The 15,202-nt window shown below is 65.5% G+C and carries 14 protein-coding genes; all 14 read right to left on the minus strand.

Translation table 11 applies throughout. The features are described 5' to 3' along the window. Nucleotides 1–53 precede the first annotated feature (53 nt). Nucleotides 54–770, minus strand: coding sequence for a type II secretion system protein N (gene gspN, locus ABQZ00_RS16770; protein WP_323538715.1), 717 nt, complete (start codon nucleotides 768–770; stop codon nucleotides 54–56). Next, complete coding sequence (locus tag ABQZ00_RS16775; protein ID WP_323538714.1) at nucleotides 767–1,225, minus strand: type II secretion system protein M; 459 nt, start codon at nucleotides 1,223–1,225, stop codon at nucleotides 767–769. The genes gspN and ABQZ00_RS16775 overlap by 4 nt, the downstream gene beginning before the upstream one ends. Continuing rightward, nucleotides 1,222–2,310 carry a type II secretion system protein GspL gene (gene gspL / locus ABQZ00_RS16780; protein WP_323538713.1) on the minus strand — a complete coding sequence of 363 codons (1,089 nt, stop codon included), beginning with the start codon at nucleotides 2,308–2,310 and terminating at the stop codon, nucleotides 1,222–1,224. Before gspL ends, ABQZ00_RS16775 begins: the two co-directional genes overlap by 4 nt. Then, nucleotides 2,307–3,299 (minus strand): type II secretion system minor pseudopilin GspK, encoded by a 993-nt coding sequence (gspK, locus tag ABQZ00_RS16785; RefSeq protein WP_323538712.1) that lies wholly within the window; start codon nucleotides 3,297–3,299, stop codon nucleotides 2,307–2,309. The genes gspL and gspK overlap by 4 nt, the downstream gene beginning before the upstream one ends. After that, nucleotides 3,296–3,898 carry a type II secretion system minor pseudopilin GspJ gene (gspJ, locus tag ABQZ00_RS16790; protein WP_323538711.1) on the minus strand — a complete coding sequence of 201 codons (603 nt, stop codon included), beginning with the start codon at nucleotides 3,896–3,898 and terminating at the stop codon, nucleotides 3,296–3,298. The genes gspK and gspJ overlap by 4 nt, the downstream gene beginning before the upstream one ends. Further along, nucleotides 3,895–4,272, minus strand: a complete 378-nt coding sequence (gspI, locus tag ABQZ00_RS16795) for a type II secretion system minor pseudopilin GspI (RefSeq protein WP_104615994.1) — start codon at nucleotides 4,270–4,272, stop codon at nucleotides 3,895–3,897. The genes gspJ and gspI overlap by 4 nt, the downstream gene beginning before the upstream one ends. Then, the gene (locus tag ABQZ00_RS16800; RefSeq protein ID WP_323538865.1) at nucleotides 4,256–4,699 is read right to left on the minus strand and encodes a GspH/FimT family pseudopilin; all 444 of its coding nucleotides are present in this window, start codon (nucleotides 4,697–4,699) and stop codon (nucleotides 4,256–4,258) included. The genes gspI and ABQZ00_RS16800 overlap by 17 nt, the downstream gene beginning before the upstream one ends. Before the next feature lie 66 nt (nucleotides 4,700–4,765). Next, complete coding sequence (gspG, locus tag ABQZ00_RS16805) at nucleotides 4,766–5,230, minus strand: type II secretion system major pseudopilin GspG (RefSeq protein ID WP_115527047.1); 465 nt, start codon at nucleotides 5,228–5,230, stop codon at nucleotides 4,766–4,768. 27 nt (nucleotides 5,231–5,257) lie between these two features. Then, nucleotides 5,258–6,457 (minus strand): type II secretion system inner membrane protein GspF, encoded by a 1,200-nt coding sequence (gene gspF / locus ABQZ00_RS16810; RefSeq protein WP_323538710.1) that lies wholly within the window; start codon nucleotides 6,455–6,457, stop codon nucleotides 5,258–5,260. Beyond that, complete coding sequence (gspE, locus tag ABQZ00_RS16815; RefSeq protein WP_323538709.1) at nucleotides 6,444–7,937, minus strand: type II secretion system ATPase GspE; 1,494 nt, start codon at nucleotides 7,935–7,937, stop codon at nucleotides 6,444–6,446. The genes gspF and gspE overlap by 14 nt, the downstream gene beginning before the upstream one ends. A 4-nt stretch (nucleotides 7,938–7,941) precedes the next feature. Beyond that, nucleotides 7,942–10,017 carry a type II secretion system secretin GspD gene (gspD, locus tag ABQZ00_RS16820; RefSeq protein ID WP_323538708.1) on the minus strand — a complete coding sequence of 692 codons (2,076 nt, stop codon included), beginning with the start codon at nucleotides 10,015–10,017 and terminating at the stop codon, nucleotides 7,942–7,944. Next, on the minus strand, nucleotides 10,014–10,835 hold the full coding sequence (locus ABQZ00_RS16825; protein WP_323538707.1) for a type II secretion system protein N: 822 nt from the start codon (nucleotides 10,833–10,835) through the stop codon (nucleotides 10,014–10,016). Before ABQZ00_RS16825 ends, gspD begins: the two co-directional genes overlap by 4 nt. 158 nt (nucleotides 10,836–10,993) lie before the next feature. Continuing rightward, nucleotides 10,994–13,648, minus strand: coding sequence for a TonB-dependent receptor domain-containing protein (locus tag ABQZ00_RS16830; protein WP_323538706.1), 2,655 nt, complete (start codon nucleotides 13,646–13,648; stop codon nucleotides 10,994–10,996). 78 nt (nucleotides 13,649–13,726) lie between these two features. Next, on the minus strand, nucleotides 13,727–15,199 hold the full coding sequence (locus ABQZ00_RS16835) for a beta-helix domain-containing protein (protein WP_323538705.1): 1,473 nt from the start codon (nucleotides 15,197–15,199) through the stop codon (nucleotides 13,727–13,729). Nucleotides 15,200–15,202: the final 3 nt, after the last annotated feature.

Here is a 15,202-nt window from a genome sequence, read left to right on the forward strand (position 1 = left end):
TCATGCCCAACTGCAGTAACCCGGCCCAACGGCAAAGGCGTCAGCGGTCTGCGCTACAGCTGCCCCTGATCGACACGCACCAGCCAACGCTCCGGCGTCTGGACGAAGCCGAGCAGTTGCAGGCCCAACTGCAGCGCGCTGTCGTTGCCGGGCTCGACCTGGGTGCGCCACTGCCAGCGGCCATCGCGCTGCACGCGCAGCTCGGCGCTGAGGTTGACGCCTTCGGGCAGGCCGCCATCGGGCGCCAGTGCCAGCACCACCGCATCGTCCATGCATCGCGGGCTGCCACGCAGACGCAACGGCAGCAGCCCGGCGGCTTCGCCACCGGCGTTAGGCAGCACCTGCACGGCCACATCGCCGCTGGCCTGCGTGCAGCGTGTGGCGTCGAAAACCGCATGCACCTCGCGCAGGTCGATCGACAGGTCCAGCAAAGCCACCCCACCCGGCTTGCGCAGCAACAGGCGACCGTTGGCCTGCTGCACACCCTGCTGCGCGCCTTGCAATGCCACCAGCTGCGCGGTGGCCGAGCGCAGCTGCACCTGGCGTTGCCCGCGCAACAAGGGCAGCGGGCGCAGACGCACGCCGACATCGCCCACGTCCATGCTGGTCCAGGTCACGCCACGCAGGGTGCCATTCCAGATCGAGCCCTGCGCTTCCAGCGCGGCAAACGGCAGCGTGTCGATCGGCAGCACCCACCGCAGTGGCAAGGTGGCGATGACGCCGATGACCAGCAACACGCTGCCCAGCAGCAACCAACGCACTACCCTCATAGCGCGATACCCGAGAACGTGCAGCGCACCTGCAGTTGCCCGTCGCGGCGGCTGATTTCAAGCGCCGAAGGCGTCAGACCGTGGCGCTGGCGCAGCTGTTCCAGCCAGGCGAACAAGACGGGGCTGGTGACGGTGTCGATCTGCAATGCAAGTGTTCCCGTAGGACTGCGCTGTTGATGGGTGATGGTGATAGTCGCATCGCGCGCGCTTTGCGCGATGCGCGCCAGCGGAATGGCAGCCACGGTACTGACGGCTTGCGATGCACGCGCACTGAGCAGCGTCTCCGCAGCATGGTCGTAGCGTGCCTGCGCGCTGCTGCGCCAGTGCCGCAACGGTACCAGCAGCGCGTACCAGCCGATGAATGCAGCGATGGCGACCACCATGACCGACAGCATGAGGCGCTCGCGTGGTGCGCGGCTCTGCCACCACACCGGCATGCGTTGCAGCGTACTCATTGCGGCGGCTCCAGTTCCAATGCGGTGGCGAGTCTGTCGTCGCGGGGCTGGCCTGCGCCTGCGCGCACCTGCCAACCGGCGCGACTGAGCTGGGCGGAGAAGTGTTCCAGTTGTGCGGCGTCGTTGTGTAGCAAGGTGACATGCAGCGGACCCTGTTGCTGGTAAGCGAGCGCGTCCAGTTCTGCGCCTGGTACTGCTTCGACTGCGGCGAACAGTGCGGCCAGTTGCGGTGCGAATGCGTTCTGCGAGGCGGCGGTCTGCCGGGCTGTGTCTGCGTCGGGCGTCATGACATTCTTGCCCATCAACTGTGCACTGCGCCGCTGCAGGAGCTGCGCGCCGATCTCGTAACGCAGGCTCTGCGCCACCAGCAGAAACACCGGCGACAGCACCAGCAGCGCAAGCAACCACGCAAGCGTGCGTGCGCTCAGTTGTGCACGCTGGCGCGTTGGCGCGGCGAAGCCTTGCTGGCGCAGATTGATCGGCGCGGTGGCGGCATACCGCGCAAACTGCGCGATGGCGTGCGTTGGATCCGGATCCGGCGGCAGTGCCGGTGCGACCGGGAGTGCTGCGATCAGCACCTGCGCAAGCTCCGGCTCCAGGCTGCAGGCGATGCGTGTGCCACGCACCACCCAGCGGCCATCCCAGTGCAGCAGCATCGGCGGTTGATCCGCCGTCGCGTCGGGCAGCAGCAGACAGTCGGGCACCACCGCATCGGGCACGATGCCCAGGGCTGCTGCACGGTCAAGCCAGTGTCGCATCACCAACGCATCCACTGCAGCGACCAAGCGCATGCCATCGCTCTCTGCATGGTCGGCGATCACCACATGCAGCGCCTGGGCATCGCCCGCAAGATGCTCGGCCAGCTGCAGCCGCGCCGCAGCCAGCGATTGCGCGACGCTGCGCCCAGGCAAGGCCATCCAGCGCAGATGCACGTCCACGCCTGGCACCACCAGCACCGTCTGCATTGTTTGCGCGGGGCGCTCATTCAACGCGTCCTGCGCCAGCACATGGCCGTGTGCATCTACGCGCACGGTGATGGGCTGCGTTGTGGCATCGGCCGGCAACAACACCAGGGTGCTACTCATTCGTCAGGGCTCCATTGGCGTGCCACCAGCCGCACACGGCCGGCAGGGTCCTGTTGCAGCAATGCCTCCAGCAGGATCTGGGCACCGGCATGATCCACCTGGCTGTAGAGGGAAAAATAGGACGTGCGTAATGCGATCTGCTGAAACACCGCGTCGGGCAATTGCGCCTGCATCAGTGCAGGTTGCTTCCAGAACGCCGCTGCATCGCGCCAACCGCCGACCGGCCGTGCGGCGATGATGCGGCGTGCCGCCGGCAACTCCACGGCGCCTTCGGTCAAAGCCACCAGCACCGGTGCATCTGCGGCGCGCAGCGTATTGATGTTGATCGGCGACAACCGCCCTTCGGGCAGTGCACACACATAGGGCTGCAGCTGCGCGACGAGCGCCGGCGTGTAACCGGCGATGGCGCGCAGCTCGCTGACGCCAGCCAACAAGGTCGCGCCAGTGCGCAGCGGCACCGCCGCTTGCAGATAGCGGTCGTCTTCGGCACCTTGCGCGCCGGGCTGTGCGTCGCTATCGATCCAGTCCACCAGTGCATCGGTCAGCGCCTGTGCCTGTTGCGGCGCGATGCCCAACGCTTCCAGCAAGGCCAGGTACTGGTTGGCGCCATCGTCGCTGCGTTGCCATTGCTCGGGTGCGCCCATCACCACGCTATTGAGGTTGAAGCAGCCGCCGCGATCGCGCAGCCGCACGCTCACCATCCCATCGTCCAACGGGAAGGTGATCGGTTGATCGTTCCAGCCGCCCTCCAACGTGGTGCGCAACGGGTCGCGCTTGGCCAACGCCTGCAAGCGTTGCCGCGCGACAGTTTCGCTGCCCAGCGCATACCACTGCGCCTGCGTCATCGCCTCTGCATTACCGCTGCGGCGCAGGCCAAAGCGTAGGTCGTTCAAGACCGCCACCATCAGCAGCGTCATCATCGCCACCAGCAACAACACCGTCAGTAACGCGACGCCGCGTTGTTGCGCAGGCGCCTGCAGCGTTTTCATGCGCGTCCCTCCGGCAGCAGGAACAGCTGACGCACGCGGCCCCATTGTTCCAGATCCAGTTCCAGCGACAGCGCATCCGGCAGTGCTTCCAGCCCGCCGCTCCAGCCATCGCTCCATTGCGCGCGGTAGTGAAACGCCACCTCGGCCGAACGCACCCCACGCAGCAGCACCTGCGGCGCCCCGGCGACCGCGCCATCCAGCGCCGGCCGCGCGCTGCGCTCCAGGCGTCCATCGACGATGCGGTATTCGACATATTGCAGCGACGCACGCGGCGTCTGATCCGGGTTGCTCCAGCCGCGTCGAACAAAGCCGAACAACGGCCCTTGCGTTCCGGGCGCACGCGCAACGAACGCAGTGCGCGCGGCGCTGCCATCGCTGTTGCGGGTGCGGCGTACCGCAGCCTGTTGCAGATCGCTGCGCAGCAGGCCATGGGCCAGTTGAAGATCGCGCACCTGCTGCAGGCGCGCACGCACCGCATCGCGCTGATCGATGCTTTGCCGCATCACCACCACTGCAGCGCTGGCCACCAGCGCGAAGACCGCCAGCGCCACCAGCAGTTCGATCAAAGTGAAGCCCTGCATGCGGCGCGTATGGCTCATTGCACACTCCGCAACGTGCTCAGGGTGGCGATCTGCTGCACTTGTCCTGCGGCGCGCACGCGCACCTCGATACGCACCATGCCAGCGCTTGCCGGCACCGCCTGGCGTTGCCAGTCCCAACCACGGCCGCCCAGTGTGTCCTGGCCTTGCGCAGGCGCCACTGCGGCGTTGGCCGGCGCCAGCATCGCCTCGATCGCCTGATTCTCTGCAACCAACGCGGCCAGCATGCGTTCTTCCAGCACCACCGCGGTGCGCGTGCTCTCGCCCGACAGATTCAACAAGCCGACCACGGCCATGCCGAAGATGGCCAAGGCGACCATCAACTCAAGCAACGAAAATCCGGCACAGGCGCGGTGATTATCGATGCGGCGCATCAACCTGCACCACACCGGCGGCATCCACCGTCACCTGCAACTGTTGCTGCCCATCGGCCAGCGCGATGCGTTGCGGCGTGGCCGCACCGGTCGGGTCGAAGCGAACGCTCAGCTGGGTGCCGCCAGCCGGAAACTGCGCCTGCACGCCAGCAGGCCAGCGCGTGGCGGCAAACGGCGCTTCATCCAGTGCCACCCAACGTCGCTGCGCCTGACGACGAAATGCATAACCACCCGCATCAATGGTGACTTCCACCATGCGCAGACTCAGGATCGCCTCATCACGGGCATTGGCCAACGCGCTGGCCAGCATGTCCGCCTGATCGTGCAGATCCTGACGCGTGTCCGGCAAGGTCATCACCACCAGGGTGCTGGCAAGCGCAGTGATCACCAGCACCGCCAGCAGCTCTAGCAGGGTGAAGCCGCGCATGCGTGCGCGCCCGCTGCGTAACGACGCGCGTTGCTCGCTGGGTGACGCAGTCAGCACAGCGGCACCTCAGCGCCAGTTGCCGATGTCGGCATTGTCGGCATCGCCACCTTCGGCGCCGTCGGCACCGAACGAGTAGACGTCGAAGCCGCCGTTTCGGCCCGGGCGACGGTACTGATACGCGTGGCCCCACGGGTCTTCCGGCAACCGGCGGATGTAACCGCCCTGCCGATAGCGCTCCGGCCGGGTCAGGCCGCTCGGCGGGTTGAGCAAGGCCTGCAAGCCCTGCTCGGTGGTCGGATAGGTCAGGTTGTCCAGGCGGTAGGTTTCCAGCGCCTGCTCCAGCACCGCGACATCGGCGCGTGCCTTTTCGACCATGGCGCGGTCCTGGCTGGGCATCACGTTGATCATCACCACGGTGGCCAGCAGGCCGATGATGACGATCACCACCATCAACTCGACCAGGGTAAAACCGCGCACGCCACTGCGCGAGACAGGCGAGCCGGCGAGTGCACGACATTGGGTGGACTGCATGTGGATCTCCGAAGAAAGCGGCCGCGCTCAGCCAAGCGCGAGGGTGTTGAATTGCAGGATGGGCAACAGGATCGACAGCACGATCACCGCCACTACGCCGCCGAGCAGCACGATGATGGCCGGCTCCAGCAGGCTCATCGCCGCAGTGGTGAACGATTCGAACTCGCGCTCCAGATAATCGGCGGCGCGTTCCAGCATCGGCGCCAGGCGCCCGCTGTTTTCGCCACTGGACGCCATGTAGAGCAGCGTGGGCGGAAACACGCCGGCGCGCTTCATCGCCGCAGCCAGGCTGCCACCCTCGCGAATGGCGGTGACCATGCTGTCGGTGGCCAGCCGCAATGCACGGTTGTCGACGGTGCGTGCGGCGATCATCAGGCCTTCCATCAGCGGCAGGCCGCTGTTGACCATGATCGCCAAGGTGCGCGCCATGCGCGCGGCGTGCAGGTCGCGGATCAGCCGGCCAAGCAAGGGCGCGCGCAGGACGACGCGATCCGCAGCCAGCCGCAACGCCGGGCGTTTGAGCAACCGCAACGCGGCGATGACCGCAATCACCAGCGCAACCAGTAACGGAATGCCGGCATGCAGCAAGAAGTTCGACACCGCGATCACCGCGCGCGTCAGCCATGGCAAGGCGCGGCCCATCGAATCGAACTGGTCCACTACCTTGGGCACGACGAAGGTCATCAACACGATCACCACCGCACCGGCCGTCAACGCCAACGCGGCCGGGTAGACCAAGGCGGACTGCAGCTTGCTGCGCACCTGCGCCTGCCGCTCGAGCAGATCAGCTAACCGTTCAAGTACCTGTGGCAACGCGCCGGCGCTTTCGCCTGCGGCCACCATGGCGCGATACAGCGGCGGAAATGCCTTGCCCTGGCGTGCCATCGCATCGGATAGGCGAAAGCCTTCGACCACCAAGCCATGCGTCTGGCTGGTGACGCGGCGCACGCCGCGACGTTCGGATTGCGTGCCGATGGTGCGCAAGGCTTCTTCCAACGGCGCGGTTTCCACCAGCGTCGACAGCTGGCGTGTGAACAACACCAGGTCCTTGTCGCTGAAGCGCGCCGCCTGCACGGCGGTCGATGCAGCTGCTGCGGCAGCGATCCGCACCGGTACCCATTGGCGCTGCTCCAGCTGGGCGCGCGCACTGTGCACGCTGTCGGCGCTGATCACGCCCTGGCGGCTGCGCCCTTGCAGATCGAGCACGGTGTAATCAAACCGCGGCATGCACATCGTCCTGCTGGCGAGTGACGCGCAAGGCTTCTTCCAGCGTGGTCAGCCCCTGCAGCACCGCAGCGCGTGCGGCATCGCCCAACCGCGGCGCGCGTGCAAACGCGACCGCCGCCAGCGCATCTTCATCGGCGTTGTCGCCGATCAGGCGGCGCAGCGCATCGTCCACCGCAATGGCTTCGTAAATGCCCACGCGCCCTGCATAGCCGCTGTGATGGCACACCGCGCAGCCCACCGCTGCATAGACGGTTGCACCGTCATCGTCGTCGACCGCAAGCAGCTGCCGCGCGGCTGCATCCAGTGGCCGCGGCGTGCAGCATTGCGGACACAGCCGCCGCACCAGCCGCTGCGCCAGAATCAGGCGCAGGCTCGATGCCAGCAGAAACGGTTCGATCCCCATGTCGCGCAGACGCGTGACCGCGCCCACCGCATCGTTGGTGTGCACGGTGGACAGCACCAGGTGGCCGGTGAGGCTGGCCTGCACCGCGATCTGCGCGGTTTCGGCATCGCGGATCTCGCCGATCATCACCACGTCCGGGTCCTGGCGCAGGATGGCGCGCAAGCCGGCGGCGAAGGTCATACCCACACGCGCGTTGACCTGGGTCTGGCCGACCCCGTCGATGGCGTATTCCACCGGGTCTTCGACGGTGAGGATATTGCGTGAGCCATCATTGAGCAGGCTCAACGCGGCGTACAAGGTGGTGGTCTTGCCCGAGCCGGTGGGGCCGGTCACCAGCACGATGCCGTTGGGCACCTGCAATGCACGCTGCACGGTATGCATCACTGCCGCGGGCATGCCCAACTGGGTCAACGACAAGCTGCCCTGCTCCTTGTCCAGGATACGCAGCACCACGCGCTCGCTATTGCGCGTGGGCAAGGTGGACACGCGCACGTCCAACGCCTTTGCGCCCATCACCAGCGACACCCGGCCGTCCTGGGGGACACGCTTTTCGGCGATATCCAGACGAGCCATCACCTTGACGCGCGACACCAGCAGCGGTGCGATGCGCCCGGGCAACGTGGCAGCCTCGCGCATCACCCCATCCACGCGCAGGCGCACACGTAGTCGCGATTCGTAGGATTCCAGATGCACGTCGGACGCGCCCAGGCGTGCGGCTTCGGCAATGATGCCGTTGATCAGGCGGATGATCGGCGCATCGTCCTGGCTGTCGAGCAGATCGGCGGTGGGAATATCGTCGATCAACGCATCCAGGCTGCCATGCAGATCCAGCGCCTCGACCTGTACGCCCTGCTCCATGCCAGCATCTGCGTAGATCTCCGACACATGCCGGTCGAACACCGCCGGTGCCAGCGTGTGCACCTGCAACGGCATGCCCAGCGCGCGACGCAACTCGATCAAGGCGTGCACATCGGCACCATCACGCAGCCCGATCTGTGCAACGTCGTCGGCGCCAAGCAGCACCACGCCATGGCGCTTGGCGAACGCATAGGAAATGCTGGCGTGCGCAGTGCTCATGGCATCAGCGCTGCACGGGGCGTGCACTGGGTGCAGGTGTGGCTGCAGGTGCCGGCGCCACCGGCGATGGCCCGGCCGGCAACTGCGGCGGCTGCGCGCGCAGGTAGTCGCGTACCAGGGCATCGAGCGCCGCTTCCGGGTCGCCGTCGGCCAGCTGGCGGTCGCGTAGATAGCTGTAGCGTGGTGCGGTCATGCGCTGCGCATCGGCGGCATCGCGGATGATGGTGGGGCGAATGAACACCATCAGGTTGGTCTTGTCGCGGTTGCGCGACTTGTGCCGGAACAGTGCGCCCAAGCCCGGCACGTCGCCCAGCAGCGGCACCTTTTCCACGGTCTGGCGGTCGTTTTGATCCAGCAGCCCACCGAGCGCGACGATGGCGCCGTTTTCCACCACCACCCGTGTTTCGATCTGGCGTTTGTTGAAGACCAGTTCCGACGACTGCGCGCTCACCGGCCCGGCAATGGCAGAGACTTCCTGCTTGATCGCCAGCGTAATGCCGCCGGCGGTATTGATCTGCGGGCGCACTTCCAGCTCCACGCCCACGTCCTGGCGCTGGATGGTGCGGAACGGGTTGTCGTTGGCCGCGCCCAGCACTTCGCCGGTGGTGATCGGCACTTCCTGGCCCACCAAAATGCGCGCCTGTTCGTTGTCCAACGTCATGATCGACGGCGTGGACAACAGATTGGAGCCGGTATCGCTCTTGACCGCATCGATGATCATGCCGAACACCGCATCGTTGCTTTGCCCGGCCAGGCCGATCAGGCCGCCGCTCAACCCCAGCAGCGATTGCGCGGCCACATTGCGCGCCTGTTCCAGCACCGAATCGTCGTCGTCATTGCCGCTGCGCGTACCGGCCGCTGCGGCGGCAAGCGGTACGATGCCCGGCGATGCACCGCTGTACTGCGTGGCGATCAACGGCACGGTGCCATTGCGACCGGCCAGCAGCAGTTGCACGCCCAAGCGCTTGGCTGCGGTGTCGGAAATCTCCACCACGATCGCCTCCACCAGCACCTGCTCGCGATGCACGTCCAGCTGGCGGATGACATCCATCAAGGCGCGCTGGGTTTCCGGGTCGGCGTTGATAATCAAGGCATTGGAGCCGGGGTAGCGCACGATCACCGGGCGCTTGCCGGCGGCAGGCGCAATCACCTGGGTCTGTGCGGTGCCAGCGGCTGCCACATCCACGGCAGTGGAGCGCGTGTCCTGCCCAGCCTGCGCCTCATTGCCAGGAGTCTGCCCGACCAACTGTTGCAGCACCGGCAGCAATTGCTCGGCGCTGGCGTGTTGCAACCGCACCACGCTGACATCGCCGCGACGCTCGGCGCGCCCGTCCAGATCCATCGCGGTGCGCACCACGCGCTGCACCAGCGCCGGGTCGCCACGCACGATCAACGAATTGCTGCTGTCCACCGGCAACACCGACAACACCGCGCTGCGTTCACCTGCCTGGCCGAACAGCGAGGTCAATGTGCGTGCCAGCTCCTGCGCAGAACTATTGCGCAAGGTCACCGTGTCGATGGCCGCACGGTCGGTATCGATCTGCGACACCAACCCGCGAATGCGGCGCAGGTTGTCGGCGTAATCGGCAATCAACAGGCTATTGCCTTGCGGCAGCGCCATGATCACACCGCCGCGCCCGATCAGTGGCTTGAGGATTTCTGCCGCGCTGCGCGCATCCACGCGCTGCAGCGTAAACACCTGCGTGGCAAAACCCAGGTTGCCGCTGGCGGCACTGCCCGGCTGCTGCGCGGCGGTGTCGTCGGGAATGATGCGATACGTCGACGGACCACTGGACACCGCAATCAAGCCATTGGCGCGCAACACCGCCAGCAGCATGCCGAGCAGATCGGCTTCGCTCATCGCCTGCGCGCGCGCCACGTTCACCGTGCCCTGTACGCGCGTGTCCACGATGAAGGTGATGCCGGTAGCGCGCGAGACATCCTGGATGAAGGCACGCAGGTCCACGTCCTGCAGCCGCACGGCAGGCGCATCGGCGGCCTGCAACGACACCACCGGTGCGACGGCACACATGCAAAGCAACGTGGCCGACAACAGCCATAAGGGGCGAACAGCGGTCATTGCGGGCGCTTCAAGGTCATGGTGTGGGTCTGGCCGTCGCGGCGGTAGGTCAGCGTGGCCGCCTGGCCATCGCGTAGTTCGTCCTGCAACTCGCGCAGGTGTTCGGCATCGAGCGTGCGGCCATTGATCTGGGTCAGCACATCGCCTGCTGCCAACCCGGCCTGGCGCAACAGCGCACCATCGCCACGCGGCATGATGGTGAAACCGCTGCCATCCGCGCTTGCGCGCAGCCCGGCGCTGCTCAACAGCTGTTGCGGGTCGACCGCGGTTGCGCCTGCTGCTGCCGTCGCATTGCCTACGTTGGACATCACGCCGGATGCGCTGCCTGCTGCCGCTGCGTTCGCTGACGATGGCGTTGTCGTAAGCGCCGGTGCTGCCGCATCGCGCAGGGCCAGGCGGCGCACGCCGCTGCCGGTGCGCAACAGAACATGGTCGGCAGCGACCGCTTGCAACACCACGCCGGGCATCACCGTATCGCCAATGCGGTAGGCACCTTGCCGGCCATCGCCAAGACTCAGGTAAGCCGCTGCCTGCGCAGCACCCGCGCGCACACCGTGCAGTACCACACCGTCGCTATTGCTACTGCTCTCGGCAACGCTGCGATAGAACACGTCGCGACGTAATGCAGACAGGTCGGATGCCGTGGCAGCGCTCGGCGGTGCATGACCCACCGGACCGACCGGCGTCAGCACCAACCACAGCAGTCGCAGCCCTTGCAGTGCCAGCAACGCGACCAGCGCACAGACCAGTGCCGTGCGTGCGGCATGTGATGACATGACGGTGGTCAACGGGGGCAAGGCGCGGTGCAAAGCGGACATCCGTCTCAGGATTGCGATCGGATGACAGAATGCGGCAGCAATGTGTCATTTCGAAGAAATTGATGACACAAGCCGACACACTCCGACATGCGGCAAAACGCAAACGCCCGCCATGCGAAGCACAGCGGGCGTTTGCGTTCCTGCAGGCGTCTGAGAGATCAGAAACGCGCTGTCACACTGATGTCATAGCTGATGCCGGGCTGGTAGGTGTACAGATCCACCCGGTTGCTGCCCACGCGCTGGAACTCCTGGTATTTGGTCTTGAGCAGATTGCGTGCAGCAAAGTTCACCGACAGCGTATCGCCCGACCACACCAGGCCCTTCTTGATCACCAGATCCAGCGATGTACCCGGCTTGTCGATGTAGTCCGGCTGACCCGGACGACCGCGTGCAGAAATACGCTCGCCCACGTAGTTGGCGATCAAGGTCGCCTGGCTATGCGTGCTCTCGCTTTCCACACCGATCTGCAGGTTGGCGATATCGTCCGACTGCCCCTGCAGTGCCGACCCGTCGCGAATGAACAGGTCGGCCTGCACCGGTGCGCTGAAGCCGAACGGCTGCACGGTATCGCCGGCACTCGCGCTCACCTCGGACTTGGTGCGCGTGTAGTTGCCGGACACGAACAGGCGCTTGTCGCCCCACCAATCGGCCGCGACCGGCACGTCCAGATACTTCTTGGCTTCCAGCTCGATGCCGTACAGCGTGGCTTTGGGCGCATTGATGAAGCTCTGCACGATGCCGCCGCCGGGTGCATCGTTGACGATGGCTTCGATCGGCTTGTCGATGTCCTTGTAGAACGCGCCAACAGTGATGTACTGGCCCGGCTCGAAAAACCATTCGTAGCGCGCATCCAGATTGACCAGTTCGCTGTCGATCAGGAACGGGTTGCCGAAGAACTGGCGGTCGATATCCGGGTCCAGATACTGCTGCGGTGCCATTTCGCGGAACTGCGGCCGCGCAATCGTCTTGGACGCACCGAAGCGCAGCTGCTGATTGTCGGCAAAGTTCCAGGTCACCGTGGCCGATGGCAACGCATAGCTGTTCTGCAACGGCGCCACGCTGTCCTGGCGTGCACCGCTGAAGATGTCGTACGGATGCACCGCCTGGGTGGCGTCTTCGTAACGCACGCCAACGGTGGCACGCAGGGTCGGCACGATTTCGCCTTCGGCCTGCAGATACGCCGCCTTGACCTTCAACGTCGCGTCGTACGCGGCCGCACCGAAACTGCCGGTGGTTTCGCGTAAGCGCAGCAGATCGTTGCTGAGGTTGTAGTCGGAGATCAGGTAATCCACGCGCTGATAATGGTTCAAGAACGGCAATGGGCCGTCCAGCGCCAGAAAGCGGAACTCGCGGCTCCACGCAGTGCGGTCATTATCCAGATAGGCCAACCCGCCCTTGACGGTGAGATCGTGTTCGATCGGCAGCCGCCAGGTCACATCCACCCCGCCACTGGCGACTTTGTCATCGACCTTGCTGAAGCGTGTGTAGTTCTGCACGCGCGAGGCGTCGTGCGCCCAGTAGCCATCGAGCAACTCGTAACGGATGCCGGTTTCGTACGGCACATCGCGGCTGGCGTTGGCCACCGCGGCACGCCACTCGATCTTGAGATCGTCGTATTCGCCGAACGCATGCGAGCCAAGCAGCTGGTTGTTGATCAACTGACGCGCATACCACTCGGTGTTGTCGTCGCGCACATCGAACCCGGCCAGTTCATCGCGGCCGGCGCGGCTGCGCGCCACCTTCAGGGTGTCGTGCACATACAAAGTGGTCCAGCCGATCTTGTGGCGGCCATATTCCCAGCCCAGGCCGAGCATGCCATTGGTGCGCACGTTGTTGCGCGTGGTCGCAAAGTCGTAGTTGGAATTGAACTCCACGCTGTCGCCGACAAAGATGCCGTCCTGCTGCTTGCCGGTACGCGTGCGCCATTCGTTGTCGTAGCTGGCCACGGCCAGAATGCCCAGCTTGGCCTCGCCGATGTCCATGCTGTAGCCGGCGCTGCCGCCGACATTGACGTCCGGGTCAATGCTGTCCTTCTCCTGCAGTACATACAGGTTGGCGTTGTTCATGCTGCGGCCGATGCGGCGGATGTCCTCGCGCGAAAAACTGCCCAGGTCAACGCGCCGCCCGGTGCGGATCGCATCGCGCAACGCGGCAGGTTGCTTGCGCGTGCCATCGTCATAGCCCCACTCGTCATCGCCGGAGCCATAGTACGTCAGGCCTTTCTCGCCGGTAGTGACGCTATTGGCGCCGCCGCCCACGGTGAGCGACAGAAACGGTTTGTCCGGCACCGTCATCGATTGCAGATCGATCACGCCGCCGCCGAATTCGCCGGGATAATCGGCCGAATACGTTTTTTGCACGGTCACGCTTTGCAGCACATCGCTGGGAAACAGATCCAGCGGCACCACGCGCTGCATCGGCTCCGGGCTGGGCAGTGGCGAGCCGTTGAACAAGGCCGACGAATAGCGCTCGCCCAGGCCGCGTACGTAGACGTATTTGCCGCGCGACAAGCTCAGTCCGGTAACACGCGTCAGCGCTACCGCAGCGCTGCTGTCGCCGGTGCGCTCCATGTCCTCGCGGGTGATGAACGAGGCCACTTCGGAGGTTTGCAGCATCGGTTCGGGAATGTATTCGCCGCGCACCACGACCTGATCGAGTTGCTTGGGCGCAATGGCAGCAGCGCTGGAACTGCTGCTACCGCCAGCGGCATCGCTGCTGGTCGACTGCGCCATGGCGGCGCCGGACAGCAGCAAGGTGGAAATGGAAAGAGACAGGCCCGTCCGCGAAAGACGGGCAACAGCGAAGGTTCGCATCGTGGGAGCCCTGACAACAGAAAGATGAAGCTGGACGCATCACACGGCGACGCGATGGCCGCCGTGCGATGCCGTGCCTCAGCAGGGGCGATCGGCGGTCAGCCCGCAGGTCCAGCCCTGCCACCAGGTGTCGTTGGCATCACGCACGCCACCGATGTAGTTCACCTGCTGGAAGAAGCTGCTCACGCCGTTCAAGCCCTGGAACGCCGGCACTGCAGTTTCGTTGGCGCCATTGATGAAGGTGTTCTGCAGCGTTGACACGCCGTTGGCCACATTGTTGGTACCGGCGGCGAACTGGCTGGCCGCACGCGGGTCGCTGCCGAACGCGGTCGGGCAGGCGAAGAACACCGAGTTGAACGTCCCCAAGGTATCGGTATCGGCCAGGTTGAAGCACACCAGGCCATCACCGGTGCCACCGGCCGGACGGGTGAATACCGAGTTGTAGAACGCGGCCTGCGTGCCCTGGTTGAGCATGATCGCCGCACCCGTGCGGGCATTGCCCACGTAAGTGAAGTTGGCCACCTTCGGACGCGAATACGGCTGGCGACGCAGGCTGCTCCACTCGTTCATGCGGTCGCCGCCGCCAGCACGCTGGACCACGATGCCGAACTGCAATGCTCCGCTCCAACCGGCATCGGTATCCAGCGAATCGTCGTCGGCGCCGGTGATGACCACGTGGCTACCATTGACAGTACCGCCAAACCATTCGATCCCGTCGTCGGAGCTGTTGTGGATCTGTACGTAATCCAGACGCGTGCCGCTGCCCACGCCGGCCAGGGTGATGCCCTGCAGCTCGTTGTTGGGCGAGATTTCGAAACCCGAATACATCACGCGCAGGTAGCGCATCGAGCCGCTGTTGTCGGTGGCGCTATTGCCGCCGTAGAACGCGTTGGTGCCTTCGACCTGCGCCTGACATTCCGGCGTGCCCGACACGGTGGCGCCCGGGCAGTTGTTGATCGCTGCACGGCCCAGCACCACGATGCCGCCCCACAGGCCGATGGTGTTGGCGCTGACCGTGCCATCCAGCGCCTGACGCGCAGTGAAGACGATCGGCGCAGTCGCGCTGCCTTCGGCAAAAATCTGCGAACCGCGATTGACCACGATGTAGTCGCTACCCGCCGAGCCATACAAGGTGACGCCCGGCTCGATGGTCAACACGCCCTGCGTGCTGCCGGCCGCTGGCGCGATGGCGTTGCCGCCACGATCGGTGCCGACGTTGACGCGGCCGCTGATCGAATACGCGGTACCGGCGCGCGCGGGCACCACCAGATTGCCGGTAATGGTCTCCGGCAACTGGCAGGCGCGCAGCGTGTTGCTGGCAATGGTGCCGACGTTGGAAAAACCGGTCGGGCAATCCGCAGCCGGGCCGGTCGGCGTCGGTGTCGGAGCCGGGGTTGGTGCAGGCGTGGGCGCCGGGGTCGGTGCCGGTGCGGGCGGAAACGCGCCCTCGCCAGGCGAAGCGACACGGTCGGCACCGCCACCGCAGGCAGACAACGCCAGTGCGGTGCTAAAGGTCATGAGAAGTGTCTTGCTGCTGTTGCGAACGGACATGCG

The organism is Xanthomonas sp. WHRI 10204 (assembly GCF_040202875.1).
Classification (GTDB): Bacteria; Pseudomonadota; Gammaproteobacteria; order Xanthomonadales; family Xanthomonadaceae; genus Xanthomonas.